20 protein-coding genes are annotated in these 25,670 nt (G+C 26.9%); 14 read left to right on the top strand and 6 right to left on the bottom strand.

Annotated elements, in window-relative coordinates:
• Positions 1-13: 13 nt before the first annotated feature.
• Positions 14-964, bottom strand: coding sequence for a helix-turn-helix transcriptional regulator (locus ACNSOS_RS08835; RefSeq protein WP_418185006.1), 951 nt, complete (start codon positions 962-964; stop codon positions 14-16).
• A gap of 117 nt (positions 965-1,081) precedes the next feature.
• On the opposite strand from ACNSOS_RS08835, the gene ACNSOS_RS08830 reads away from it, so the two are divergent.
• Positions 1,082-3,199, top strand: a complete 2,118-nt coding sequence (locus ACNSOS_RS08830) for a TonB-dependent receptor (RefSeq protein ID WP_418185005.1) — start codon at positions 1,082-1,084, stop codon at positions 3,197-3,199.
• A 9-nt stretch (positions 3,200-3,208) separates the two neighbouring features.
• Here the strand turns inward: ACNSOS_RS08830 and ACNSOS_RS08825 are convergent, their stop codons facing one another.
• Entirely contained in the window at positions 3,209-4,186 is a 978-nt protein-coding gene (locus ACNSOS_RS08825) for a helix-turn-helix domain-containing protein (protein WP_418185004.1), read from the bottom strand.
• 112 nt (positions 4,187-4,298) lie between these two features.
• On the opposite strand from ACNSOS_RS08825, the gene ACNSOS_RS08820 reads away from it, so the two are divergent.
• The 6 genes from ACNSOS_RS08820 (at position 4,299) to ACNSOS_RS08795 (ending at position 13,000) form a co-directional block, all read left to right on the top strand.
• The gene (locus tag ACNSOS_RS08820) at positions 4,299-6,413 is read left to right on the top strand and encodes a TonB-dependent receptor (RefSeq protein ID WP_418185003.1); all 2,115 of its coding nucleotides are present in this window, start codon (positions 4,299-4,301) and stop codon (positions 6,411-6,413) included.
• Between the two features lie 101 nt (positions 6,414-6,514).
• The gene (locus ACNSOS_RS08815) at positions 6,515-8,314 is read left to right on the top strand and encodes an ABC transporter ATP-binding protein (RefSeq protein ID WP_418185002.1); all 1,800 of its coding nucleotides are present in this window, start codon (positions 6,515-6,517) and stop codon (positions 8,312-8,314) included.
• Entirely contained in the window at positions 8,307-10,088 is a 1,782-nt protein-coding gene (locus ACNSOS_RS08810; RefSeq protein WP_418185001.1) for an ABC transporter ATP-binding protein, read from the top strand. Before ACNSOS_RS08815 ends, ACNSOS_RS08810 begins: the two co-directional genes overlap by 8 nt.
• Complete coding sequence (locus ACNSOS_RS08805) at positions 10,085-11,305, top strand: MFS transporter (RefSeq protein WP_418185000.1); 1,221 nt, start codon at positions 10,085-10,087, stop codon at positions 11,303-11,305. The genes ACNSOS_RS08810 and ACNSOS_RS08805 overlap by 4 nt, the downstream gene beginning before the upstream one ends.
• The gene (locus ACNSOS_RS08800; protein WP_418184999.1) at positions 11,292-12,467 is read left to right on the top strand and encodes an MFS transporter; all 1,176 of its coding nucleotides are present in this window, start codon (positions 11,292-11,294) and stop codon (positions 12,465-12,467) included. The genes ACNSOS_RS08805 and ACNSOS_RS08800 overlap by 14 nt, the downstream gene beginning before the upstream one ends.
• Positions 12,461-13,000 (top strand): manganese efflux pump MntP family protein, encoded by a 540-nt coding sequence (locus tag ACNSOS_RS08795; RefSeq protein WP_418184998.1) that lies wholly within the window; start codon positions 12,461-12,463, stop codon positions 12,998-13,000. The genes ACNSOS_RS08800 and ACNSOS_RS08795 overlap by 7 nt, the downstream gene beginning before the upstream one ends.
• On the opposite strand, the gene ACNSOS_RS08790 is transcribed toward ACNSOS_RS08795, so the two are convergent.
• Positions 12,989-13,915 (bottom strand): helix-turn-helix domain-containing protein, encoded by a 927-nt coding sequence (locus tag ACNSOS_RS08790; protein ID WP_418184997.1) that lies wholly within the window; start codon positions 13,913-13,915, stop codon positions 12,989-12,991. The two genes, ACNSOS_RS08795 and ACNSOS_RS08790, sit on opposite strands and share 12 nt — an antisense overlap.
• Before the next feature lie 109 nt (positions 13,916-14,024).
• On the opposite strand from ACNSOS_RS08790, the gene ACNSOS_RS08785 reads away from it, so the two are divergent.
• From ACNSOS_RS08785 to ACNSOS_RS08770, 4 genes are read left to right on the top strand one after another with little or no spacing between them, the layout of a single operon-like run.
• Complete coding sequence (locus tag ACNSOS_RS08785; protein ID WP_418184996.1) at positions 14,025-16,004, top strand: TonB-dependent receptor; 1,980 nt, start codon at positions 14,025-14,027, stop codon at positions 16,002-16,004.
• Positions 16,005-16,013: 9 nt separating this feature from the next.
• Positions 16,014-16,238: a DUF2798 domain-containing protein gene (locus ACNSOS_RS08780; protein WP_113894294.1), complete on the top strand. Its 225-nt coding sequence runs from the start codon at positions 16,014-16,016 to the stop codon at positions 16,236-16,238.
• 2 nt (positions 16,239-16,240) lie between these two features.
• On the top strand, positions 16,241-17,230 hold the full coding sequence (locus ACNSOS_RS08775) for a class I SAM-dependent methyltransferase (RefSeq protein ID WP_418184995.1): 990 nt from the start codon (positions 16,241-16,243) through the stop codon (positions 17,228-17,230).
• Between the two features lies 1 nt (position 17,231).
• Positions 17,232-18,404, top strand: a complete 1,173-nt coding sequence (locus ACNSOS_RS08770; protein WP_418184994.1) for an MFS transporter — start codon at positions 17,232-17,234, stop codon at positions 18,402-18,404.
• Here ACNSOS_RS08770 and ACNSOS_RS08765 read toward each other — a convergent pair.
• On the bottom strand, positions 18,401-18,685 hold the full coding sequence (locus tag ACNSOS_RS08765) for a helix-turn-helix domain-containing protein (RefSeq protein WP_418184993.1): 285 nt from the start codon (positions 18,683-18,685) through the stop codon (positions 18,401-18,403). The two genes, ACNSOS_RS08770 and ACNSOS_RS08765, sit on opposite strands and share 4 nt — an antisense overlap.
• 168 nt (positions 18,686-18,853) lie before the next feature.
• Between ACNSOS_RS08765 and ACNSOS_RS08760 the strand changes: the two genes are divergently transcribed.
• The 3 genes from ACNSOS_RS08760 (at position 18,854) to trpS (ending at position 22,768) form a co-directional block, all read left to right on the top strand.
• Positions 18,854-20,947 (top strand): TonB-dependent siderophore receptor, encoded by a 2,094-nt coding sequence (locus ACNSOS_RS08760; RefSeq protein WP_418184992.1) that lies wholly within the window; start codon positions 18,854-18,856, stop codon positions 20,945-20,947.
• 13 nt (positions 20,948-20,960) lie between these two features.
• Positions 20,961-21,716: a DUF4198 domain-containing protein gene (locus ACNSOS_RS08755; protein WP_418184991.1), complete on the top strand. Its 756-nt coding sequence runs from the start codon at positions 20,961-20,963 to the stop codon at positions 21,714-21,716.
• An 86-nt stretch (positions 21,717-21,802) separates the two neighbouring features.
• A complete protein-coding gene (gene trpS, locus ACNSOS_RS08750) occupies positions 21,803-22,768 on the top strand; it encodes a tryptophan--tRNA ligase (RefSeq protein WP_418184990.1) in 966 nt (321 codons plus the stop codon).
• On the opposite strand, the gene ACNSOS_RS08745 is transcribed toward trpS, so the two are convergent.
• On the bottom strand, positions 22,760-23,644 hold the full coding sequence (locus ACNSOS_RS08745; protein WP_418184989.1) for an SdiA-regulated domain-containing protein: 885 nt from the start codon (positions 23,642-23,644) through the stop codon (positions 22,760-22,762). The genes trpS and ACNSOS_RS08745 overlap by 9 nt on opposite strands.
• The gene (locus ACNSOS_RS08740; protein ID WP_418184988.1) at positions 23,619-25,547 is read right to left on the bottom strand and encodes a methyl-accepting chemotaxis protein; all 1,929 of its coding nucleotides are present in this window, start codon (positions 25,545-25,547) and stop codon (positions 23,619-23,621) included. The genes ACNSOS_RS08745 and ACNSOS_RS08740 overlap by 26 nt, the downstream gene beginning before the upstream one ends.
• Between the last annotated feature and the right edge of the window lie 123 nt (positions 25,548-25,670).

Raw genomic sequence — 25,670 nt, 5'->3', positions numbered from 1 at the left:
AATTACGAGATATTTAATAATATTTTTTTATTTTTAAAAGTTCTTTTGGATTAAATCTAAAATATTTATTAAATGTAGCCGTAAAACTTTGTTGATATTTATATCCTAAAATAGTAGAAACCTCATTTATATTATATTCGCCTGTTTCAAGTAGTTGTTTAGCTTTTAACATTTTTTGTTCAATCATCAAATTTCCAGGACTGGTATTAAAATATTTTTTAAATCCTGTTTTTAATTTAAACTCATTTAATGCAACTTTTTTTGATAAAGTTGATATTGTAAAATCTTCTTGCAAAGATAAAATCAACTCTTTTGCTTTATGCAAAGCTTGTATATCTTTTTCATCAAACCTTACAATAATATTTTTAGATATTGTTTTTTCTTTAAAAAGTTCAAAAAACTCACAATACAAAAGCTCTAAAACTTTTGATTGTAAAAAAATATCTCCTAAATTTCCTTCATACATATCAAAATGGTAAAGTTGATTTAAAATCTTGTTTGTTAAAAAATTTGTAGTTTCGCTTTTTAGAAGTTCTTGGCAACTATTTTTTTCTAAAGCATTTAGAACATAATCACTTTTTTTATTTAATGGCAAATTTTTAACTAAAAAATCTTTTTTTACAATCAAAGAAATTTTATTTATTTCACCCCTTTTTGCTTTTGATTCACTACTTTCTTCTTTTATTAGTTCGATATCTGTTCTATTATTTGAAGTTGAAAAGCCGTAGTTATGGATTTTTGATTTATAACTTACATCTCCAATAAGATTAAAATCAAGTAATATTCCATCAACTTGTGACTTTGATTGAACTGTAATATCATCCTTTAAAGTCAGGTTTGATTTTACAAAATAGACATCATCAACCACTTTTTTATCAAAAATAGAAAATTCAACTTTCTCTTTTGGAAGAAACATCATTCCTTGATTATCACAAAATTGAAAAATTGTTTCATTTGAAGACATATTTATCCTTTAAAATACTACTAGAATAAAAACTAATACTAATAAATTAAAAAAATCAGCATTAATAATACTAAGTATTGATTATAATATTTTTAAAATAAAACTTAGGGAGTAAAAATGTATAAAACATTATCAAAATTTACAATTATGTCACTTATTGCCAGTCAAATATGTTTGGCAAATGAGTCAAGAACCACTACTTTGGAAGAAATTACTGTAAGTGCAAATAAAATGGAAGAAAATATAAAAGATGTTCCTCAAAGTATAAGTGTAGTTAGTGAAAACGATATGGAAGAAAAAGCAATAAAAAGTGTTCCAGATATTATTGAAAAAATACCAAATCTATCTTCAACATATATGTATTCTGAAAGAGTTAATTTTAGAGGTATAAACACTTCTGTTTTTACAAATAATAATCCAGTTGTTATTTATATAGATGGAGTTCCACATAGTAGTGTTTATGGTTTTGATGCATCTTTACAAAATGCACAACAAGTTGAGATTTTACGAGGACCTCAAGGTGCATTATATGGAAAAGATAGTATTGGTGGAGTTATAAACATCATCACAAAAAAACATAAAAATGAGTTAAATGGACATATTGGAGCAGAATATGGTACAGATAACTTTATGCAAACAACTTTTAATGCAAATGGAGCAGTAATTACTGATAAACTTTTTTTAGGAATAAATGGAAAAGTTGGAAAAGATGATGGTTGGCAAACAAATCATAATCCAAATCAAGACAAAGATTCTACAAGAAAAGAGTTTCATCAGTTAAATGCAAACTTAACTTTTAAAGCCACAGATAATTTTACTATGGCTTTAAATATTTTTAATGACAAAGATTATAAATATGGTTTTGAAGGTGGAGCTGTTCATCAAACACAAAATATAAACGATTTTAAAAGAAAAGATTTTAAAGATGTAAATTACGAAACGGATACTTATATAAAAAATAAATCAAATGCCCAATCACTAAAAATGGAATACTCTTTTGATGATAATAACTCTTTGACATCAATAACAGCAAATAAAAATATGGAAATAGATGGAACATGGGATGTTGATTTAGGAAACAATCCAAGTTATGATGGAATGTCTATGTTCCAAGATGCAAAATCTAAAAATTTTTCTCAAGAAATTAGACTAACTGGTGAGAATAATCTATTTAGATACATTACAGGGCTATATTTTGAAAAAGATAGTTTTGATTTCGACAATTATGGTAATGAATATCCAGGGTATTTATTAGGAGATCCATTTGGTGCTGGAGTTGGAGTAAAATTCAACTCTGTATCTCAAGCAGATAGTTCTACTTATGCAGCCTTTGGACAAGTTATTATTCCTTTTTGGGAAAGTTATGAATTAACTCTAGGTGGAAGATACCAAAAAATAAAAAAAGAGATGAACTTAGATTATTATTACAATCCTATAAATGTATCAACCAATCCGATTTTCCAATTTGATGAAGAGCATACTTGGAATAGTTTTTTACCAAAAGTTGCTATTTCAAAAAAATTTGATAATAAACTAACAACTTATGTAACTGCTTCAAAAGGTTATCTTCCTGGTGGATATAATAATTATGCTTCTTCTGGAAGTGAAGAAGATAATAGATTTGATGCTCAAACATCAATGAACTATGAAGTAGGATTAAAAGGGTCATTTTTAGATGATAAACTTATATTTGCAACATCATTATTTTATTTAGATATAAAAGATATTCATGTTTATAGCACTGATAAAACAACTGGTATGATGTACACTTCAAATGCTGGAGAAGCTGATTCTAAAGGAATAGAATTAGAACTAGCTTATAATATAAATAATAATTGGAGAGTAGATACTTCTATTGGTATAATGAAAGCAACTTATTCAAATTTTATTGATGCAAGTGACAATAACAATAAAAACAATAAAATAGAAAGAACGCCTTCTCATTCAGCAAATTTTGGAGTTTCATATTATGGTGATAGTGGATTTTATGGAAGAGTTGATATAAGAAATCAAGGCGATATGTATTTTAATGCACAAAATAGTTTAAAACAAGACTCTTATACTATTGCAAATGCAAAAATTGGTTATTTGTTTGATGATTTTGATGTGTATACTTATGTTAAAAATATTACAGATGAAAGCTACATCGTTGCTCTTGAAGAGATGGCTGAATTTAGACAATTAACTTATGGAAAAGGAAGATTTATAGGTGTTGGATTAAAATACTCTTTTTAAAAGAGTATTTTAATAGTAATATTTTCTTGTTTTCATAATATCTTTTGGACGAACACCAAAAAATTGAAAAAAGGCATTTGAAAAACTTTGCTGATATTTATATCCTACATAAAATGCTACTTCTGAAACAGAGTATTCACTATTTTCAAGAAGTTGCTTTGCATAAAGCATTTTTTGTTCTAATATCATCTGTCCAACAGTTGTATTAAAAAGTTTTTTGAATCCAAATTTTAATTTAAATTCATTTATTGCTACTTTTCTAGCCAATGTTGGTAAATCTGGAAAATCTTGAGTTAAAAGAATAATATCTTTTGCTCTATATAAAGCATCAATATCATCATTTGAAAGTTTTATATTTTCACAGCTACATTTAGTTTTACAAAAACAATTATTTACTTCATTGAATTCATTATAAATTATCTCTAAAACTTTACTTTGTAAATATATATCATTTAATTTTCCACAAAATGGTGAATTAAAAAGTTCATTTGCTAATTTTATATTTGCTAAGGTATCTTGTTTATGTATAAATGTTGATGAATTTGTATTTTTTGATTTTCTAAGCTTTTCAAGTAAACAAAATTCTGTTGATAGATATTTCTCCAAAAAATCACTCTTTATACCTATTGCCAAGCCTTTTGAAAAACTATTTTTTTCAAGTTTAGATGTAGATTCACACTTATCTATATATTTTATATACAAATCATTTTTCTTAAAAAGTTCAGATTTATCTGAAGAATTAGCCTTATACTCCATTTTCCCTTCTAAAATAATATTTATAAATAATATATCAACATCTGAATTTGAATGTATAGAAATATTTTCATTTGATTTAGCTTGAGTTTTAAATATCAAAATATCATCATTTATAACCTCTTTTTTAGAACGCATATATCCTAAGTCATTTGGCAAAGATAATGTAAAATCATTGTTTGAGGTAGAAGACATAAATTCACTTATATCATCTATTGTAAAAGTATAAGACATATTTATCCTTTTATATTTTAAAAAAATCCAAAAATATTACATTTATATTTGAATTCAATAATATATATCATTATAATCCAAATTTATTTAAAATGTATTAAAAGGAATAAAAATGGAAAGAAAGAAAGAAAGAAAGTTAATACTTGCATCACTATTTGTAAGTTCACTATTATATGCAAATGAAACTACAAAATTAGATGAGATAACTGTTAGTGCAAATAAAATGGAGGAAAATATAAAAGATGTTCCTCAAAGTATCTCTGTAATATCTGAAGAAGATATTGAGCAAAAAGGGATTAAAAATATATCAGATATAGTAAAAGAAGTTCCAAATATGAATATCTTAAATGCAGCAAATGGAGCAGCAGTTTCATTTAGAGGATTAAATAGTTCTATGTTTACAAATAACAATCCTGTTGTTATTTATGTAGATGGTGTTCCATACTATGATAGATTTGATTTTAATCCAAGTTTAGCAGATGTAGAGCAAATAGAAGTTTTAAGAGGTCCTCAAGGAACATTATATGGGAAAGATGCCATTGGTGCTGTTATAAATATAGTTACAAAAACTCCTAAAAATAAATGGAGTGGAAGTATAGAAGCAGAATATGGAAATGATAATACTTTTAATACAAAGCTAAATACAAGTGGAGCGATAGTTGATAATAAACTATTTGCAGGAATAAATGGCTCTTTCTATCATACTGATGGTTGGATTACAAACAATTATTCAAATATGAGAAAAGATGCAAATGAAAAAAATGATAGAAAAACAAGCGGTTTTTTACTGTGGAAACCAACAGATAATTTTTCAGCTAGATTAACAATAGCTGATAACTATGAGAAAAAATACTTTATGGATGGGTTCAGTTCAGACCCTAATCTTGATATAAATAGTTTAAAAAGAGATGATGCTAAAAATGTAAGCTTTGATGTACCAGCTTGGGATAAAACAAAAGTTCAATCTCAAGCTTTAAATCTATCTTATGAACTTGATAAAGTAAAATTTGACTCTACTACAACTCATAAAAAGATGGATTTAGATGCAGAATTTGATATAGATAATAGAGCAAATCAAGGACAAGAAGATGGATTAGGACAATGGAATTATACTGATCTTGAAACTTTATCTCAAGAGTTTAAGCTTTCAAGTAAAAATCAAGATATAAAATGGGTAACTGGACTATATTTTGATAAAGAAAAAAGAGATCAAGGTCCTTATGGTGGAGAGCAATGGGCAGATATGTCATATTATGGTATGGGACAGGGAGTATATTTTGGAGATGCCTACTCTAAAACAGATAGTAAAACTTATGCTATCTTTGGACAAACAATGATTCCTTTAGGAGAGAGTTTTGAACTTACTTTAGGTGGAAGATATCAAAAAATAAAAAAAGAGATAGATGTAATAGCAAAATCTAGTTTCGCAGGTATGCAATTTCCTGATGTAAATTATGGTGATAAAAAAACTTGGAATTCTTTTTTACCCAAAGCTGCACTTTCATATAAAATCAATGACAATCTTACAACTTATGTTTCAATCTCAAAAGGTTATATGCCAGGAGGATTTAACTATTATCCCTCAAATAATATAAGTGAAGAAAATACATTTGAAGCACAAAAATCTATAAACTATGAAATAGGAGCAAAATATATAGGAGATAGTTTTGCTTTAAATACAAGTATATTTAGAATGGATATAAAAGATATTCATATTTATAAACAACTTATGGGAGGAACTGTATTTGCTACTGGAAATGCTAAAAAAGCTCACTCTCAAGGTATAGAACTAGATGGAACTTATTTTTTAACTAACAATTTAAGTCTTTTGGGAAGTGTGGGACTAATACAATCAAAATATGATGACTATGATGATGGAAATAGAAAATATAATGGAGAAAAGATAGAAAACACACCTTCTTATACAGCAAGTTTAGGTGTTTCATATCTAGCTGATAGTGGATTTTATGGAAGAGTAGATTTAAATGCAAGAGGAAATACAAGTTATAGCGATGGAGCAAATAATGGTAGATTGATAAGAGCAGATGGGGGAATAACTGCAAATGCAAAAGTTGGATATAAAGTAGGAAATTTTGATATTTATGGATATGTTAAAAATATTACAGATGAAGATTATGTAATATCTTATATGTCTAAATCTGGCTCATCTTGGGTTGGTTTTAATGAACCAAGAAAGTTTGGAGTTGGAGCAATTTATAAATTTTAATCCTTATTAAATAAAAAATAATCCTTTTAAAGTAAACTAAGTATTGATATATTTTATCAATACCTATAAACTTTTATCTCAAAAATTTTGTAGGAATTTATATGAAAAAAGAAGAACAAAAACAGGGACTTTGGGCTATTATGTCACCTGTTAAATTTAAAATAAGAATGGCTATGTTATTAGCAAGTATTGGAGCAATAAGCCTGATTTTAAGCCTATTGCTTTTATCATTTGCACTAACAAATATTTTACAAAACACTCCTTTAGTTGTTTTTGGATTTGAACTAAATTTAGTTAATACTATACTTTTATTAGCACTTTTAACTATCATTGCTTTTTTATCAAGATTTGGAGCCTTTGCAGTTTCGCACTTGGGTGCTTTTCATCTAGAACAAATTTTGCGAACCAAACTATCTTTACATTTAGCAAAATTGCCTTTAGGATATATTATCTCAAATGGTTCAGGAGCTTTAAAAAAAGTAGTTCAAGATGATGTAAAAACTCTACATGCTTTTGTTGCAGATAGCACTCCAATGATTGCAAAAAGTATAGTTGCACCAATTACTACTTTAATTATACTTTTAGTGATTGATTATAGATTTGCTCTTGCAACACTTAGCGTATTTATCTTAGGTTGGATTACTATGGCAGTTGCTATGAAAGACTCAAAAAGTTTAAGAATAAAGTATGAACAAAGTCAATCAAATATAAACAAAGCTGTTATTGAATTTGCACAAGCTATGCCAGTTGTACGAACTTTTGATGATGGTACAACTTCATTTAAAAGATATAATGATGCTTTGATTGAGTTTAAAAATAATCTTCATCATTGGATGAGTGTAAGTGCTTTTAGTGCAAAACTTGGAATGATTATCTTAAGTCCACTTCCAACACTTTTAGCAGTTATTATCACTGCTATTTTTCTTTTAAACTTTAGTTCTTTAGAGTTATTTGCTTTTATAAGTGCTTTATTTCTAAGTACAGGAATGGCAGATGCTATGATGCCACTTATGTGGTTAAATAACCATATTAAAAAATCTCAAACCTCAGCACTTAAAATCCAAGAAGTTTTAAGTGTAAAAGCACTTGAAATCGCAAAAGAGCCAAAAACTATAAATAGTTTTGATATAGAGTTTGAAAATGTTTCATTTAAGTATGACAATGTTGAAAATTATGCTTTAAAAGATATAAATTTTAAAGTATCAAGTGGAAGTGTAAGTGCTCTTGTAGGTCCAAGTGGTGCTGGGAAGAGTACAGTTGCTAAACTAATTCCTAGATTTTGGGATGTAAGTAGTGGGGCAATTAAAATAGGTGGTATTGATATAAAAGAGGTTAGTAGTGAAAATCTTATGGATACAGTTTCTTTTGTATTTCAAGATACTTTTTTATTTCAAGATACAATTTATAACAATATCAAAATGGCAAATACAAATGCAACAGATGAAGAAATTATAAATGCTTCAAAAGCTGCACAAATCCACGATTTTATTTTAAGTTTACCAGATGGTTATGAAACATTAGCAGGTGATAGAGGAGCAAACCTATCTGGCGGGCAAAAACAAAGAATTACGATTGCTAGAGCAATTTTACGAAATACTCCAATTATTGTTTTAGATGAAGCAACAGCTTTTGCAGACCCAGAAAATGAAGAAGAGATAGTAAAAGCTTTAGCAAACTTAACAGTAAATAAAACTGTAATTATGATAGCTCATAGACTTTCAACTATCAAAGACTCTGATCAAATAGTAGTATTTGATGAAGGAAAAATATCTGAAATTGGAAAACACGAAGAACTGTTAAATACTAAAGGTGTTTATAGCAAACTTTGGAGTAACTATGAAAAAGCTAGTTCATGGAACTTAGAAAAGATAGAAGATAAAAAAGGAGCAAATAATGAGTAAAGAAAAACTATCTTCATTTTGGGACTCGTACAAAATCACTCTTGAAATTGCACAAGATAAAAAATATTTAATTAAACAAAGCTATTTTTATTTTATTATGTCGTATGTTTTCCAAGGATTGGCATTTGCATTTTTTTATCCTTTGTTAAATACTATTTTTGTAGATGAATTTAACTTAAACAATACCATATTTTGGTTCAGCCTTATTGTTATTTTAAGTATATTTTCTTTTATCTTTAAGTGGAAAGCAAGTGATTTTAACTATTCAGGTGATTTAGTAGAAACAACTCATAATTTAAGAGTAAAATTAGGCGAAAAAATAAAAACTATGCCTTTACAAAAACTCTACTCATACAGAACAGGCGAACTAAACTCAATATTAGCAAATGACGTTGATTCTTCTGTTTTACATATGGGAATAATTGCAGGAATGTTTTTTGAAGTAGCAGTTGTACCAGTTGTTATCATAATAGCTACTTTTTTTATAGATCCAATTTTGGCTATTGTACTTATATTTGCAATACCACTAGCCTATCCAATTTATAAATGGAAAAGAAATGGTACAAAATGGGAAAAAATAGAAGTATCAAAAGCAAATGCAACACTTGAAGCAGATACTATTGAGTATATTCAAGGATTACCAGTTTTAAGGGCTATTAATCAAATTGGTTCAAATGCCAAACAACTTCAAAAATCAATCTCAACGGTAAGAGAAATTCAAAAACAAGGTTTATTTGGTTCATCTATTCCAATGGTTGTAATGAACACTTTAATTGAGTTTTTGTTTTTAACTATTTTAGCTATTGGAACACTTTTTATATTTAAAGGAGAATTAACAATAGCTACTTTACTGGCTCTTTTGATTATTTTAGCAAGACTTAGTGAACCTTTGGCAAATTTCTTAGCAGTTACTTCTATGCTTGATGTAATGGAAGCTGGATTTACAAATATTAAAAAATTACTTGATATAAAAGAGTTTGAAATTATAAAACCAATACAAAAACCAAAAAACTTTGATATTACTTTTAATGATGTTTCATTTAACTACGATAGCAACAATCAAAAAGTTTTAAAAGATATTTCTATAAATATCAAAGAGAACTCTCTTACAGCTATTGTTGGACCATCTGGAAGTGGAAAAACAACTATTACAAAACTTATTATGAGATATGCAGACCCATCAAATGGAACTATAAAAATTGGAGATGTTGATATAAGAGCAATGGAGCAACAATCTTTGATGAGTTATATTTCTGTTGTATTTCAAGATGTATATTTGTTTGATGATACTATTTTAAATAATATTAGAATGGGAAAACCAACAGCATCAGATGATGAAGTTTTTGCTGCTTCAAAAGCTGCTTATGCACATGAGTTTGTATCAAGATTACCAAAAGGTTATGATACAAAAGTTGGAGAAATTGGTGGAAGTTTAAGTGGTGGTGAGCGACAAAGAATAAGTATAGCAAGAGCAATTTTAAAAGATAGCCCAATAGTTATTTTAGATGAACCAACATCAGCTTTAGATACACAAAGTGAGGTAGCAGTTCAAAGTGCTTTAGATGAACTGATAAAAAACAAAACTGTAATAGTAATAGCTCATAGACTAACAACAATTTCTCATGCAAACAATATTTTAGTAATTGAAAATGGAGAATTAAAAGAACAAGGGAATCATCAACAATTGGTTGATTTAAAAGGGAAATATTACTCTATGTTTGAAGCACAACAAAGAGTAAAAGAGTGGAACATAAACAATAAAGGCACTATATGAAAAAAAAATTAACTTGGTCAAATTTGACCTTGTTGTTTAGCCTTTATACAACTCAATTTTTAGCTTTAGGCTTCTTTATGGAAGCCTTTATAGGGATTTTACGACAAAATGGTGTTCCTTTAGAAAATCTTGGATTTATATATATGCTTGGGCTTTTTTGGGTATTTAGATTTTTATGGGCTCCATTTATAGATAGAATATATTTTAAGAAAATGGGACACTATCGAGCTTGGATTATCATTTTCCAATCTTTGATGATCATAGCATTATTTTCAATCTCTATTTTGCATATAAATGACCACTTAAAAATAATCATAATTTTAGCAATATTGGTTGCATTTTTTGCATCTTCTCAAAGTGTTGCACTTGATGCTTTTGCATTTAAGATAACATTTAAAAAAGAGCGTTCTATAATAAATGCTATCAAAGTATCTGGTGGACTTATTGGTATGGTTTTAGGTGGAGGAGTAGGACTTATACTATACTCAAAAATTGGTTGGCATTTTACTATGTATATTATGACTATAATCACTGCAATTTCACTTATTCAAATACTTTTTTTTACTGAACCAACTATGAAACACCCAAATTTGATAGAAAAAATTGATTATAAACAATTTTTAACTTTTTGGAAAACAAAACAAAAAAAGCTTTGGTTTATTTTACTTTTTTTATATCCAGCTACAATTAGTTCAGCTTTTGGGCTTACAACTCCACTTTTAGTTGATTTAGGTTGGGATTTAGCCAAAATTGGTTTTGCTGTTCATATAATAGGTTATGGGATAGGATTTCTAGCATCTTTTGGTGCTTCTTATGTCATAAATAAATTTGGTAAAAAAAATATTTTAATATTTGCTGCGATTGGACAAATTGTTGGTATATTGATGATGTTATTACTATTTAAATATCATCATAATGAAATATTTGTAATGTTTATAATAGGAGTTATATTTATGTTTTATACTCCATCACAAGTTCTTATGACAACAATTATGATGGATTTATCATCTTCTCAAACTCCAGCTTCACAGTTTGCGGTACAACATAGTATTTATATGTTTTCAGGAATATTATTTAGCTCACTATCTGTATCAATGTCAGGAATTTTAGGTTATGAGAAAATCATATTTATTTGTGCTTTTATAGGAGTATTAGCGATGCTTTTATCAACAAAAATCGAATATATTTTAAAAAAGGAAAATAGTGAAAGAGATTAAACCTTTAATGCTTATTACAATTTTATGTGTATCATCAATGATGGCTTTTTTAGCCGTAGTTGGTCCAATCATACGAAAATTAGGATTACAAGAGTGGCACGCAGGAGTTATGGTTGCACTTGCAGGAGTTGCTTGGATATTTTTATCAAGATTTTGGGGTAAAAAAAGTGATATTCACGGAAGAAAGAATATCTTACTTCTTGCAATATTTGGATTTTTTATATCATATTTACTTTTAGCAATATTTGTAAATTATGCAGTGGTTAATGTTCCTCTTGTAATAGTTTCACTTTTAGTTTTGATGACTACAAGATTGCTAATAGGAGTTTTTTATTCAGCTGTTCTGCCACTATCAAATGCTTTAATTGCAGATAAAGTTGCACCAGAAAAAAGAACTTCATATATGGCAAGTCTTGGAGCATCAAACGGTTTAGGTATGATTTTAGGACCAGTTTTAGGTGGTGCATTGGCTAGTTTTGGACTTGCAACTCCACTTTATGCAGCAGCAATTTTGCCACTAATCGCAGTTTTTATAGTATTTTTCTTTTTAGAAAAAGATAAAAAAATACAAATAACAAAAGATATTCCATTACACTTTTTTGATAAAAGATTAAGACTTCCGATGATTGCATCATTTATAACTATGTTTAGTATTGTTACTTCACAAGTTTGTTTAGGATTTTTTATCTTAGATAAGTTTCAAATGGAAGAAATTGAGGCTGCAAAAGTTACTGGTTATATCTTGGCAATAATTGGAGTTGTATTTATAGCTACTCAAATTGTTGTTTCAAAACTAAAAAATGTCAAATCTATAACTTGGCTTATTTTGGGTTCAATTTTTGCAACAATAGGATATTTTTTAATAGGTATTATTTCTACACAAGTTGAATTAACTCTAGCATTTTGTATAGGAATTATTGGTTTAGGTATGATAATGCCTGCATTTATGGCAATCACTTCTAATAGCGTAGAAGCAAATGAACAAGGAGTTGCAGCTGGAACTGTATCATCTGCTCAAGGTTTTGGAATTATTGTTGGTCCACTACTTAGCACAGTTTTATATAAAATTTCTCCCGAAGCTCCATTCTTTTTTGCAAGTTTAATTTTTGCTATTTTGGTTATAATCTCGCTTTTATATAAGAAAAAAGGGATTTTATGTTAGAAGTTATAATTTTGGCATTTGCTCTAAGTATGGATGCATTTGCAGTTTCTATTGGGCTTGGAATAAAAAATAAACAAAATTTAAAAATTATGGCTTTAAAAGCTGGACTATTTTTTGGTATTTTTCAAGCACTTATGCCATTTTTAGGTTTTTTAGGTGGAATTGGACTAAAAGAGTATATTCAAGGATATGATAAAATTGTAGCATTTATCTTGCTTTTACTTATTGGTGGAAAAATGTTATATGAAGCATTTAATGAAAATGTGGAAGAAGAAATATCACAAGTAACAAATAAAATATTATTGACTTTAGCAATAGCTACAAGTCTTGATGCAATGGCAGCTGGATATAGTCTTCATCTATTCAGTGTAAATATATATTTATCTTTATTTATCATTGGATTTACTACATTTGTTATTAGCTATATTGGTGTTTATGTTGGAAGTCATGGTGGTGAAAAATATGAAAGTAAAGCTGAAATTTTAGGTGGAGTTGTTTTAATACTAATTGGATTTAAGATTTTACTTTTTTAAAATATCTTTAGGGAGAATTTTAAACTCTTTATAGAAAGCATTTGTAAAATTATTTGCAAATTTATAACCAACTTGCAAAGCTATTTCATTGATATTATATTCACCACTTTGTAGCATATTTTTTGCTATATCCATTTTATGAGTTAATAAAAATTGATATGGACTAGCTTTATATAGTTGCTTAAAGCCTTTTTTTAGCTTTACTTCACTTAAATGAACCATTTTAGACAAAGCAACAATTGAAGGTGGATTTTGTATATTTTGTAATAAAAGTTCTTTAGCTTTATAAAGAGCTTTTTTATCATAAATATCAAGATAAACATCATCTTCATTTTGTTCAAGTTTTGCAATTTCAAAAGATAATAATTCAAAAATTTTACCTTGTTTATATATGCTTGCTAACTCTCCAATAAACTTGCAATTTAATATATCATTCAATAAAAGCTGTGAGTAAATAGAAGTTTTTGAAAAACTTAATAATTGAAGATTTTGCCTATTATAAAAATATTTTTCAACCAAACTTTTTTTAAAATTCCTTAATAAAAACTCTTCACTTAATATCAATCTAACTTGATTTATATATCTATCTTTAAATTCTCTAAAACCTTGTGTCTCTTCAAATAATGATATTGTTGTAAAGCCTTCTTTAAAAGGAATGATTTTTTTATCACTATTTATATAATTTGTATTTCCATTAAGTGAGATTGTGATTACAAACTTTCTTTCTTTTTGTTTGGCTTCTAAAAATATCTCTTTTTCTAATTTATAGTTTGTTTTTGAAAAAATCAAACCATCTTGGATATATGTTTTTTCCATATAATCACTACCTACTTCTATGGGAAAACTATTTTTTATAATATTTTTTTCACTATTTAAATTTGAAGTTATCAAATCTTTTAAATAAAATTTAGTCATTTTTAACCTTTAGAATAGAAATAAAACCTTTTAGAATAATCTTAAGATTGACTATCAATTTATTGAAGTATATACTAGCCAAAATAAATTTCATATTAAAGGAAACATAATGTTTAAATCAAAACTAACAATTTCTATTTTATTAGCAAATTGCTTGTTTGCACAAACAACTATCTTAGATAGTATTACAGTAACTGCACAAAAAAAAGAGGAAAATATACAAAAAGTTCCTATTTCAATCTCTGCTTTTGATGATATTTCAATAGAAGATAAATCTATTGAAAGTTTAGAAGATATTGCAAAATATACTCCAAATTTGATGCTTTATAATACTGCTCAAGAAGGACTAATCGTACCTTCAATTCGAGGTATTAGTGGAAATGTTTTATCTTTTTCTACTCCTGTTGGGCTTTATGTAGATGGAGTTCCAAATACTAGTGCTTTTGGCTTTGATGATTCTTTAGGAGATATAGAAAGAATTGAGGTTTTAAGAGGTCCGCAAGGAACTTTATATGGTAAAAATAGTGAAGCTGGAGTTATAAACATCATCACAAAACAACCAGATAATGAACTACGAACTAAACTCTTTTCAACAATAGGAAATGAAGGAAGAAGAGATTTTGGACTAAATATTTCAACTCCAATAGTAAAAGATAAATTTTATGTAGGTATAACTTATAAACATAAACAAAAAGATGGTTTTATAAAAAATACTATTACAAATGACTATGAAAATGACAAAAAAAGTGATTATGGAAAATTAATCCTTAGAACGACTCCAACTGATAATCTTGATATATCTTTCATATCATCAATTCATAAAGAAGATAATGGAGCACACAATTGGGTAAGTGCAACAAACAATAATAAAGAAGTTAGTTCAAATTTAAAAGGAAATTCTACTCCAAAAGATACAACTTTTTCTTTAAATATAAATTATAATATAGATGAAAATTCTAAAATAAAATCTATAACTACAAAAAAAGAGTACAAAGATAAAGCCATAGTAGATGCAGATTTTAGCCCTTTGACTTTAAGACATATCTATAAACAAAACAAACTAAATACATATTCTCAAGAATTTAGATATGAAACTATTTTTAATAAAACACAACTTATCTCGGGAATTTATTTAGATAAACAAGATAATGATTTATACACAAGAGTAGTAGCACCATTTAATCCTACTGGTTTTGCAAATCCACAAGATATGAGTTCAAAAAGTATTGGAGTTTTTGCAAATATTATTCATCCTCTAAGTGATAGATGGACTTTAAATAGTGGTATTAGGTATGACAAAGAAAGAAAAGAACTAAAAGTTAAAAATACTCCTACAAATTTAGAAGAAGATTTTTCTAGTATCTCTCCTAAAATAGCAATTCAATACGATATAAACCAAAATCAAATGACATATTTCACAGTTGCAAAAGGATATAGAAGTGGTGGATTTAATCCTTTAGCACCATCAACTAATTTACAATCTTACAAAGAAGAGAATTTAATATCTTATGATCTAGGATTTAAATCTATGTTTTTTGATAATCGTTTAAAATTCAATGCAAATATATACTTTATGGACATAAAAGATATGCAAGTTGAAGAAACTTTGATGGTTGGCACGGTTTTTATAACAAACTCTGCAAGTGCAACTTCAAAAGGTTTTGAAATGGAGCTTGAAGGATTAGTTACAAATGAATTAAGTCTATTTGCAAGTGGAGGTTTCAATAAAACAACTTTTGATAAATTTAGTGATATAGCAGGAGATTATAGTGGAAACTACAATCCTCTTGCTCCAAAATATAACTTTAATTTAGGAGCTCAATATAGAGCTAATAATGGTTTATATGCAAGAATTGATTTTAATGGATATGGAAAAACTTATTTTGATAAAGCAAATAAATACTCACAAAAAGCTTATACTTTAGCAAATACAAAAATAGGTTATGAAGCCGATAACTTTGACATATATTTTTATGCGAATAATATTTTTGATAAAAAACATGATGCAATAGGTGCATATTTTAATGGTACCACAACTATTTTAAGAGAAGAACCAGAATTTGGTATCAAATTAGCTTATAGATTTTAAGGACTAAAAGTGATAAATAAAAAATATGAAAAATATGCTTTTGCTATTGTTATGAGTGCCATAATGAGCTTTATTATGAGCTTTGTTGTAACTTTTATAAATTTAGGATTTATTGATGATTTTTTTATAAAGTGGATTGAAGCATGGATAAAAGCATTTATTATTGCTGTGCCTATTATCAGCGTTGTTGTACCATTGGTACGAAAAATTGTTTCTAAGATAATCAAAGGATAAAAATGCAAAATATAAATAAATATTTAAATATGTTATTAGTACAACAAAAAACTGAAATTTTAGAAATTGCCTTAAATTTTAAACTTTTTAAACTAATTGAAGAAGGTATAGATACAGTTTCTATACTATCTTCAAAAATAAAATTAGATAAACATAAAACTAAAATATTATTAGATAGTTTAGTTTTTATAGAACTACTTGAAATAAATGAAGATAAATACTTTAATACAAAATTTGCTAAACAATCTTTTATTTATGGTAGTTCTTCATATTCTGGAGATATCTTTTTACATAGAAAACAGTTAATAACTTATGGAAAAGATATGATTAAATCTATTTTAGAAGATAATATACAATTAGAAAACAATAAAACAGAAAAACTTTGGGCAAATGCTTCAAAACTTTTCTTAAAACAAGAACAAAAAAACCTTATATCTCCAATAGCACTAAATATTATAAAAAATCTAAAAGGGTTTTCTAGCTTTGATAAAATGCTAGATTTGGGTTGTGCATCTGGGATTATTGGTTTAGAAATTACAAAAAACCACCCTACACTAAAAACAACTTTGTTTGATTATGAAGAAGTTACAAATATAGCAAAACAGCATATCAAAGAGTATAAATTAGAAGATAGAGTTTTTGTTTTAAGTGGTGATATTGAAAAAAATGATATTGGTGAAAACTATGATTTGATTTGGTGTAGCAATATTTTTTATTTTTTAAAAGATAAAAAAAAGGTGATAAAAAAGATTTACGATGCTTTAAATCCAAACGGTATCTTAGTAAGTTGTCATGTTGAAATAGATACAAAAAATAGCCTTGATGAAAATAGTTTTTTTTACTTTTTATCTTTAAATTTACAAGCTAAAGATATATTAAAACCTATGGAACTATCTAATATATTTGAAGAGATTGGCTTTAAATCTATAAACTCATATACAAGTTTTGATACACCTATGACACCTAGTCAAATCCATATTTGTAGGAAATAAAATGAATCAATTAACAAAAAAAAATATCCTATTTTCAGTTTTATTTACAGCCATTTTAACCCCTATGATTTTTTTTGTGATGGGACTTCCTATGATTTTACAAATAAAAGGTTTTGATGCTTCATTGATTGGGCTTTTTCAATTAGCAGGATTACCTATGGTATTTAAGTTTTTGATGTCCCCACCAATAGATAAAATCGTATTTGAAAAAAAACATTATAAAAAATGGACATTTTATATAGGAATAAGTTATATATTTCTACTTATTTTCATCAGTTTTTTATCTTTAGAGCATAGTATTTATACTGTTTTTATAGCTATTTTAATAACTGCATTTATCTCAACTTTTATGGATATTCCACTAAATGCTTTAGCTATAAAAACTTTTAAAAAAGAAGAAAGAATTAGTGCAGGAAGTTATAAAATAAGTGCTTATAGTATGGCATCTTTATTAGGTGGAGGTGTTTTTTTACTGATTTTTAATCATCTTGGTTGGAGATTAACATTTATTTTAATGGCTTGTTTTATACTTTTTTCACTATTTGCTTTATATTTTATAGAAGAAAATGATGAAATAATTGACTCTCAAAAAATATCTTTAAAAAATATTATCACTTTTTTTAAACAAGAAAATATAGGGATTTGGGTTTTTATTTTAAGTTTTTATTTTGTTCCTATAAGTGCTTTATGGGTATTTATGAAACCATATTTAATAAGCAAAGGTATAAAAGCTGATGATGTAGCTATTTATGTGGGAATTTACGGAAGTTTTATAGCTATTTTAGGAGGGGCTTTAAGTAACTATATCGGACAAAAATTTTCAAAGAAAAATCTACTTATTATTTTTATGTTTTTTAATATTTTTAGTACATCGATATTAATTTTTATTGAATTCTATAATCTAACATTTTATTATTTGATTATATGTGTTACTTTTGTAGCCTTGGCTATCGCTTTATCTTCTGCAATAGTTTTTTCTATGATTATGGACTATTCAAGAAAAGAATCACGAGCAATCGATTACTCAATTCAATCGAGTATCTTTTCGCTTACAAGAATTTTATCAGCTGTAATTGCAGGGATAATTGTTTCAAATTTTGGCTTTGAAAGAATGTTTATATTTGAACTTATTTTTCTAATTTTTATTACTTTTGTTATTTATAAAAAATTTTAATCTATTATAATATCATCTGTTCCATCAAATATATCATTTATTGATACATTTAAGATGGAACAAATTTTATAAATATGTTCTAAATTAAACTTTTTATTGTACTTATAAATTTCTGCTTTTGCAATGTGCCCAACAGAATCATACCCCATAGCATTTGCAAGTTTTAATTGGCTAAAACCTTTTTTCATTCTTGCTTTTTTTACATTTTCACCAATTTTTTTATAAAATAGTTCTAGTTTTTCATCTTTATAATAATTTTCCAATTTTATTAAATGTTCCATAGGTATTAATTTTCTTATAAGTTTATTAAAGTTAATATTCTCTATCAATGTTCAATTGAACATTTAGAAGCGATATATTGCAACTAAGTTGCATTAAAGTTGATTATTATTAAAATTACAAAATTTATTTGCAACTTAGTTGCTAATTATAAAAAAGAAAGGAAAAAAATGTTAAAAACAAAAAGAAAAGTTGTATTTATCTCTTTATTTGCAAGTTCTTTAGTATTTGCGAACAATACTACAAAACTTGATGAAATAACAGTTTCAGAAACTGGAGGTAATTATTTAAGTGGAAATAATGCCTACTACAAGACAAGAACTCAATCTGCTACAAAAACAGACACTCCAATAAGAGAAACAGCTCAATCTGTTCAAGTTATTACAAAAGAGATTTTTGATGATTTAAATATTGCTAAAATTAATGATGCATTAGATTATGTAAGTGGTATATCAAGACAAAATAATTTTGGTGGAGCATGGGATAATTTTTCTATAAGAGGTTTTTCAGGACATGAAAATACTGGTATGAGTATGTTAAAAAATGGCTTTGCAGATAATAGAGGTTTCAATGCTTCAAGAGATAGTGCAAATATACAAAGTATGGAAGTTTTAAAAGGAACATCAGGTTCTTTGTATGGGAATAGTGAACCAGGTGGAACTATAAATATAGTTACAAAACAGCCAAATTTTGAGAATCAACACTCTATTAAAGCTGATGTTGGGAGTTATGATTTTTATAGAGTTGCTCTTGATACAACTGCTCCTATCAATGATAGTTTTGCATATAGATTAAATGTTGCAGCAGAAAAAAAGGGTAGCTTTAGAAACTATGTAGATAGCCAAAGATATATAGTAGCTCCATCTTTATTATGGGCTATTAATGATGATACTTTTGTATCTTACATTGGAGAATTTATAGAACAAAAAGCACCTATGGATAGAGGTATATCTTTGATAAATGGTCAAAATATTATGAATCCTAAAACATTTCTTGGAAATCCAAATTCTGATGATATGAACATAAAAGATCAAACTCATCAACTTAAATTTGAACATTATTTCAATGATAGTTGGGTTAGTAGGTCAGGAATAGCATATAAAGATAATAGTTTTAAAGGAAGCTATGCCAACAATGTTGGAAAAATTGATAATATTAATAATCCTGTCTTTTTGCAATCAAGATATAGTGATTATAATTCAAAAGATATTCAATTTCAAAGTGATATCAAAGGTGAATTTGATATAGGAAGTGCAAAAAATACAATTTTATTTGGTGCTGAAACTTATCGATTTACAAAAAATTCACTTCTAAATCGTAAAGCTAATGCAATAAGAGTTGATAATATAGATTCACATCCAACTTATACCATTTTAAATACAAATTTAGACCCACATACAAATAGATATGAAAAAGAAAAGGGGATTTCAGTATTTGTACAAGATGAATTAGCTTATAAAGATTTTAGGTTTACTTCTGGGTTTAGATATGATGAAGTAAAAATGGATAATTTAAACCGTAGAAATAATAGTTCTACAGAACAAAATGATTATGCCCTTTCTCCTAGAATTGGAATTACATATTTGATAAATGATATGTGGTCTGTATATGCAACATCTGGAACATCTTTTAGACCAAATGCTGGAACAAATAAAGATGGAGAGACTTTTGAGTCTGAAAAAGGAGTTTCTATTGAAACTGGTTTGAAATTTGAATCAGAAGATAAAAGATTTGGTAGTACACTAGCTATTTATCAAATTGAAAAGAAAAATGTATTAACAAAAGATCCAACTGATGACCAATTCTCTATTGCAGCAGGAAAAGTTAAAAGTAAAGGAGTTGAACTCGATTTAAATGGAAAAATAACAGATAACATTAAATTAAATGTAAATTATAGTTATACAAATGCAAAAGTTATAAAAGACAATACTTATGAAGGGAAAGAACTTTTAAATGTTCCTAAAAATAGTGCTTCTCTTCTTTTAATGTGGGAAGATAGCCTAAGCCAAGATAGTTCTTATGGTATAGGTGCAGGTGCAACTTATATGGGTAAAAAAGCAGGAAATTATATGAATGATTTTTATTTGCCAAGTTATACAACAGCAAAGTTAGTTTCATATTATAAAGTAAATAAAAACCTAGATTTTAGATTAAATATAGATAATCTATTTGATAAAGAATATATAGCAAGTAGTTATGATAGCTATTGGCTTACTCCTGGTAATCCAAGGACAGCAACTTTGAGTATGACTTATAAATTTTAATAAAGGATAAGAAATGATAAAAAAACTAGGATTAGTAGTTATTTTTACTACACTTTCAACTGTACAAAGTTTAGCCCATGATTTTTGGGTTGATGGATATAATAGTTCAACATTTAAAGCAACTTTAGGATACGGACATGATTTTACACCTGAAAAAATAGCTGAAGATAGAGTTTCTATATTTGAACCATTGGTTTTAATAGATAAAGATTTAAAAAGTACAACTTTGAAAAATGAAGGAGAAAATTATCAATATGTTTCAAAAAAAGCATTGGATGATGGAAGTTATATTTTAAAAGGTACATATAAACCAACTCTTTGGACAAAAACAAGTGATAATAAATGGCACATTGGAAAAACAAAAAAAGATTTTGAAAATGCACAATATTGCCAACAAACATCAATGTTTGCAAAAAATATTGTAAATATAGGAAATGATAAAAGTGATTTTGTAACAAAACCTATTGGACAAAATCTTGAAATTATACCGTTAGATAATCCAGCAAATTTTAAAGTTGGAGTTCCTTTTAAAATTCAAGTTTTACTTGATGGAAAACCTGCAAAAACAGTTGAAGTAAAAGGTACTTTTGATGGTTTTCCATCAAACAAATTTGCTTTTTTAGGAACTACTGATTTAAAAGGTGAAATAGAAATCACTGCTTTAAGAAGTGGGAAATGGATTTTAATGACAAAAAGCAAAAAAGCTTATGAAAATGATACTTGCGATGAAGTAGCTTATTCTGCATCTTTAACTTTTCAAGTTAATTAAAATATTACAAAGAGAATCACTCTCTTTGTAATCTGAAAGATTTTAGCTATTTTTGATATAATCCAAACAAAAATAGGAGAATTGATTTGAGAATTTTATCAGGTATTCAACCCTCAGGAACGATACATATAGGGAACTACTTTGGAATGGTAAAAAAGATGATAGAATCACAAAATAATGGTGAACTATTTGCTTTTATTGCTTCATATCATGCTTTAACATCTGTAAAAAGCAAAGAAGACTTAGAAAAAAACTCTTATGAAGCAGCTATAAACTTTTTGGCACTTGGAATGGATCCAGAAAAATCAACTTTTTGGATACAACATGATGTAAAAGAAGTTTTAGAACTTTATTGGTTACTATCAAATCATACTTCTATGGGACTACTTGAACGAGCACATTCATATAAAGATAAAACTTCAAGAGGAATAAGTGCAAATCACGGACTGTTTTCATATCCAGTTTTAATGGCAGCAGATATTTTATTATTTGACTCAAATATAGTGCCTGTAGGAAAAGATCAAATACAACATGTTGAAATGACAAGAGATATAGCAACATCTTTTAATCATGCTTATAATGAAGAGATTTTCGTATTACCAGTTGCAAAAGTTGATGAAAATGTAGCAACAGTTTCAGGAACAGATGGAGCAAAAATGAGTAAATCATATAATAATACTATTGATATGTTTACATCTTCTAAACAAAGAAAAAAACAAGTTATGTCAATTGTAACTGATTCAAAAGAACTAAATGAATCTAAAGAGTGGGAAAATTGTAATATTTATTCAATTTCAAAACTATTTATGAATGAAGATGAATTAGCAAATTTAAGACAAAGATATTCAACTCCTGGAGAAGGATATGGACACTTTAAATTAACACTTCTTGAAAAAATAGAAGAGTATTTTAAACCTTATGAAGAAAAAAGAGAGTATTACTTAAATCATAAACAAGAAGTTCGAGAAATACTTGAATTTGGAGCTTCAAAAGCTCGAAAGATTGCTCAAAATAAAATGGAAAAGATAAGAGATATTATAGGTTTAATCTAAAACCTCATCTCTTTTTATACTCAAAAACAAATTTGGCTCTCCTACAATATATATATTTCCTTTACTGTCTTTTGTAATACCTTCTGGATTTACCATCTTTGAAGAGATTTCATTATCCATCAAATCCAAATATTTACTGAAATCTTTTTTATCTTCAACTCTTCCTAAAAGTGATGATTCATCACTCAAAACATAAAAATGTCTTGTTTTCTCATCAAAGTGAATAGCTGAAAAATCACTTAGGTATGTATTATTATCAAGTAGTTTATCTTTAATTTTTATTTCTATTGGGCTATTTTTCATAACACCTTTTATTAAAACAATTTTTTTTGGATTTCTTTCATTTACAAGATAAAAGATATCATCAATATTATCATAAGAGATACCTTCTAAACCAAAATTCTCAAAATTTCTTACATCTAAATAAAACTCTTTTATGATATGTTTTTTATCTATAAGCTTTGTATCTTTATCTATGTTTACTATAAAAAAAGCACTAAGTTCTTCATCAAGAATAGCAAACATATCATCTTTTATGTATGTCAAATCTTCAGTATCTCTAAATCCTTTTAAATCAATAATTCTTAATACATTTCCTTCTTTATCAAATTCATAAATATCTCTTGGAGAATTTGTTATAGCAAATAAAGTATCTGTTTTATCATTATATGTAATACCTGAAAGATTTTTTTTAACTTCTTTAACTTCTTTTAGATTATAGCTATATTCACTTTTTGGAATTATGCTAGTTTCTGAAGCAAAAAGTTTAAAAAGAAGTTTATCATCTAAATCTGTGTAGTGAACCAGCACAAAAGTGCTGATTAAAAAAGAAAAAAATATTAATAAGTTTTTATTTGCCTTCAAAATCTTTTTCATTTACATCCTCAATAATCAATTTCGCTATTTTATCATTTAATAACGCAATTTCTTTAGTTTCAGATGTAACTTGTGCATTTTGTTGTGTTTTTTGGTCTAAAATAGATACTGCATTATTGATCTGCTCTATTCCTAAAAGTTGCTCTTTACTTGAATTCTCAAACTCTTTTATCAATTCAATAGTATTGTTAATATCACTATTTAATTCTGTATAGCCATTTATCATTTGTGAAGCTACTACTTTTCCATCATTTGCTTTTGTTGTAGCCTTTTCAACTATATCTTTTATCTCTTTTGCTGCTTGGGCACTTCTGTTTGCTAAGTTTCGTACTTCTCCAGCAACAACAGCAAATCCTTTTCCTGCTTCTCCTGCTGTTGCTGCTTCTACCGCTGCATTTAAAGATAATATATTTGTTTGGAAAGCTATATTATCAATTACAGCAATAGCTTCATTTATTGATGTAACTTGATTGTTTATCTCTTCCATAGCATTCATCGTTTGATTTGCTAAATTCTCACCACTTTTTGCTTTTTGTGTAACATTTGAAGCAATATGTGACATTTTTTGCATATTTTGAGTACTATTTCTCAAGTTTGAAGTCATCTCTTCAAGTGATGCAGAAGTTTCTTCAAGATTTGCAGCCGTACTTGTAGAGCTATCATTTAATTTTTCAACATTTTTCAAAAGTGTGTTAGAGCTAGATGATAATGTTGTTCCATTTTTTTTATTCTCAACCAACATTTTAGTTATAGAATCACCTAAAGTATTCACACCATTTGCCAATTTTAAAATATGATTTGAAACTTTTGTTGTATCTACTTTATTTATATATTTATAGTCACTATATTCATCAATAATTTTTAAAACATTTACAATATTTTGCTCTAACTCTTGTGCCATTTGATTCATAACTGACTTTAATTTTATCAAATTTGCATCATTTACTTCAATATTCAATCTTTGAGATAAATCACCATTTTGGAATTTTCCTAAAATATCTATTGTATTTTCTATAAAAATATTATTATCATCTATATCTTTTCTTGCTATTTCTATATTTCTATCAAGTGTTTTTGACATTTGCCCTATTTCATCTTTTGAATAGTTTTTTATTCTATGCACTTCATTTGTTTCACCATTTAAATAATTGAAAAATTCTTCCAAAGTATTTTGAAAAATATTTAAAGGTTTTATAATGATTTTATTTACTGCTGGGATTATAATAAATACCAGCATAATACAGAGAACTATTGTTACTGTTATAGCTATTGTAAAAAGTATATTTATATCTGAATTTACTTCTTTTTTTAACTCATTAATACCTTTTTGAATATCATCTGCATAAATTCCTGTTACTAAAATCCAATTAAATTCAGGTATATATATAGAAGATGCCATCTTTAATACAACTTCTTTAGTTGTAGGGTTTTCATAATGGTAATTTATATATTTTTGTTCTTTTGCATATTTGATTAAATCTTCTCTAAAAGCATATCCTTTTGCATCAGGTGCTTTTATATCAGTTTTTTTGTTATTTAAAGATGGATTTGCAGGATGAAAACCAAAATAGTATCCATCAGCTCTTTGCTCATAAGCGAAAAAATATCCACTTTTGTCATCTAAATATCTAATTCCACTTAGAAGTTCAATAACTTTCAATTTTGCAGTTTCTATATCGTTTTCTTTTGCAATTATAGTATCAATTAAACTTTTAGCAACTTCAAATTCATGTCTAATAAGAGATTCTTTCTCTTTTGTAATAGCAATCTCAAACTTATCTAAAGTACTATTTAACGTATTCTGAGTCTTCTCAAAATTTATACCAGAAAGAACAAATATACCTATTATAACTGGTATCAACGTAATTACTAAGATTTTTATTTTTAATGAGTTTAAATTCAAGCTTATCTCCCCTTTTTTAACTTATATTTATTATAAACTGTTTTTATTATATTTACTAGATTATTTTATAGGGATTAAAATAAGAATAGTTAATAATTATTATTTAATTATGTGTATTTTTTA

Origin of the sequence: Aliarcobacter vitoriensis (assembly GCF_048320235.1) — a bacterium.
GTDB classification, from domain to species: Bacteria; Campylobacterota; Campylobacteria; order Campylobacterales; family Arcobacteraceae; genus Aliarcobacter; species Aliarcobacter vitoriensis.
The sequence above is the reverse complement of the archived record's forward strand: the minus strand, read 5'-3'. Positions and strand labels throughout refer to the sequence as shown.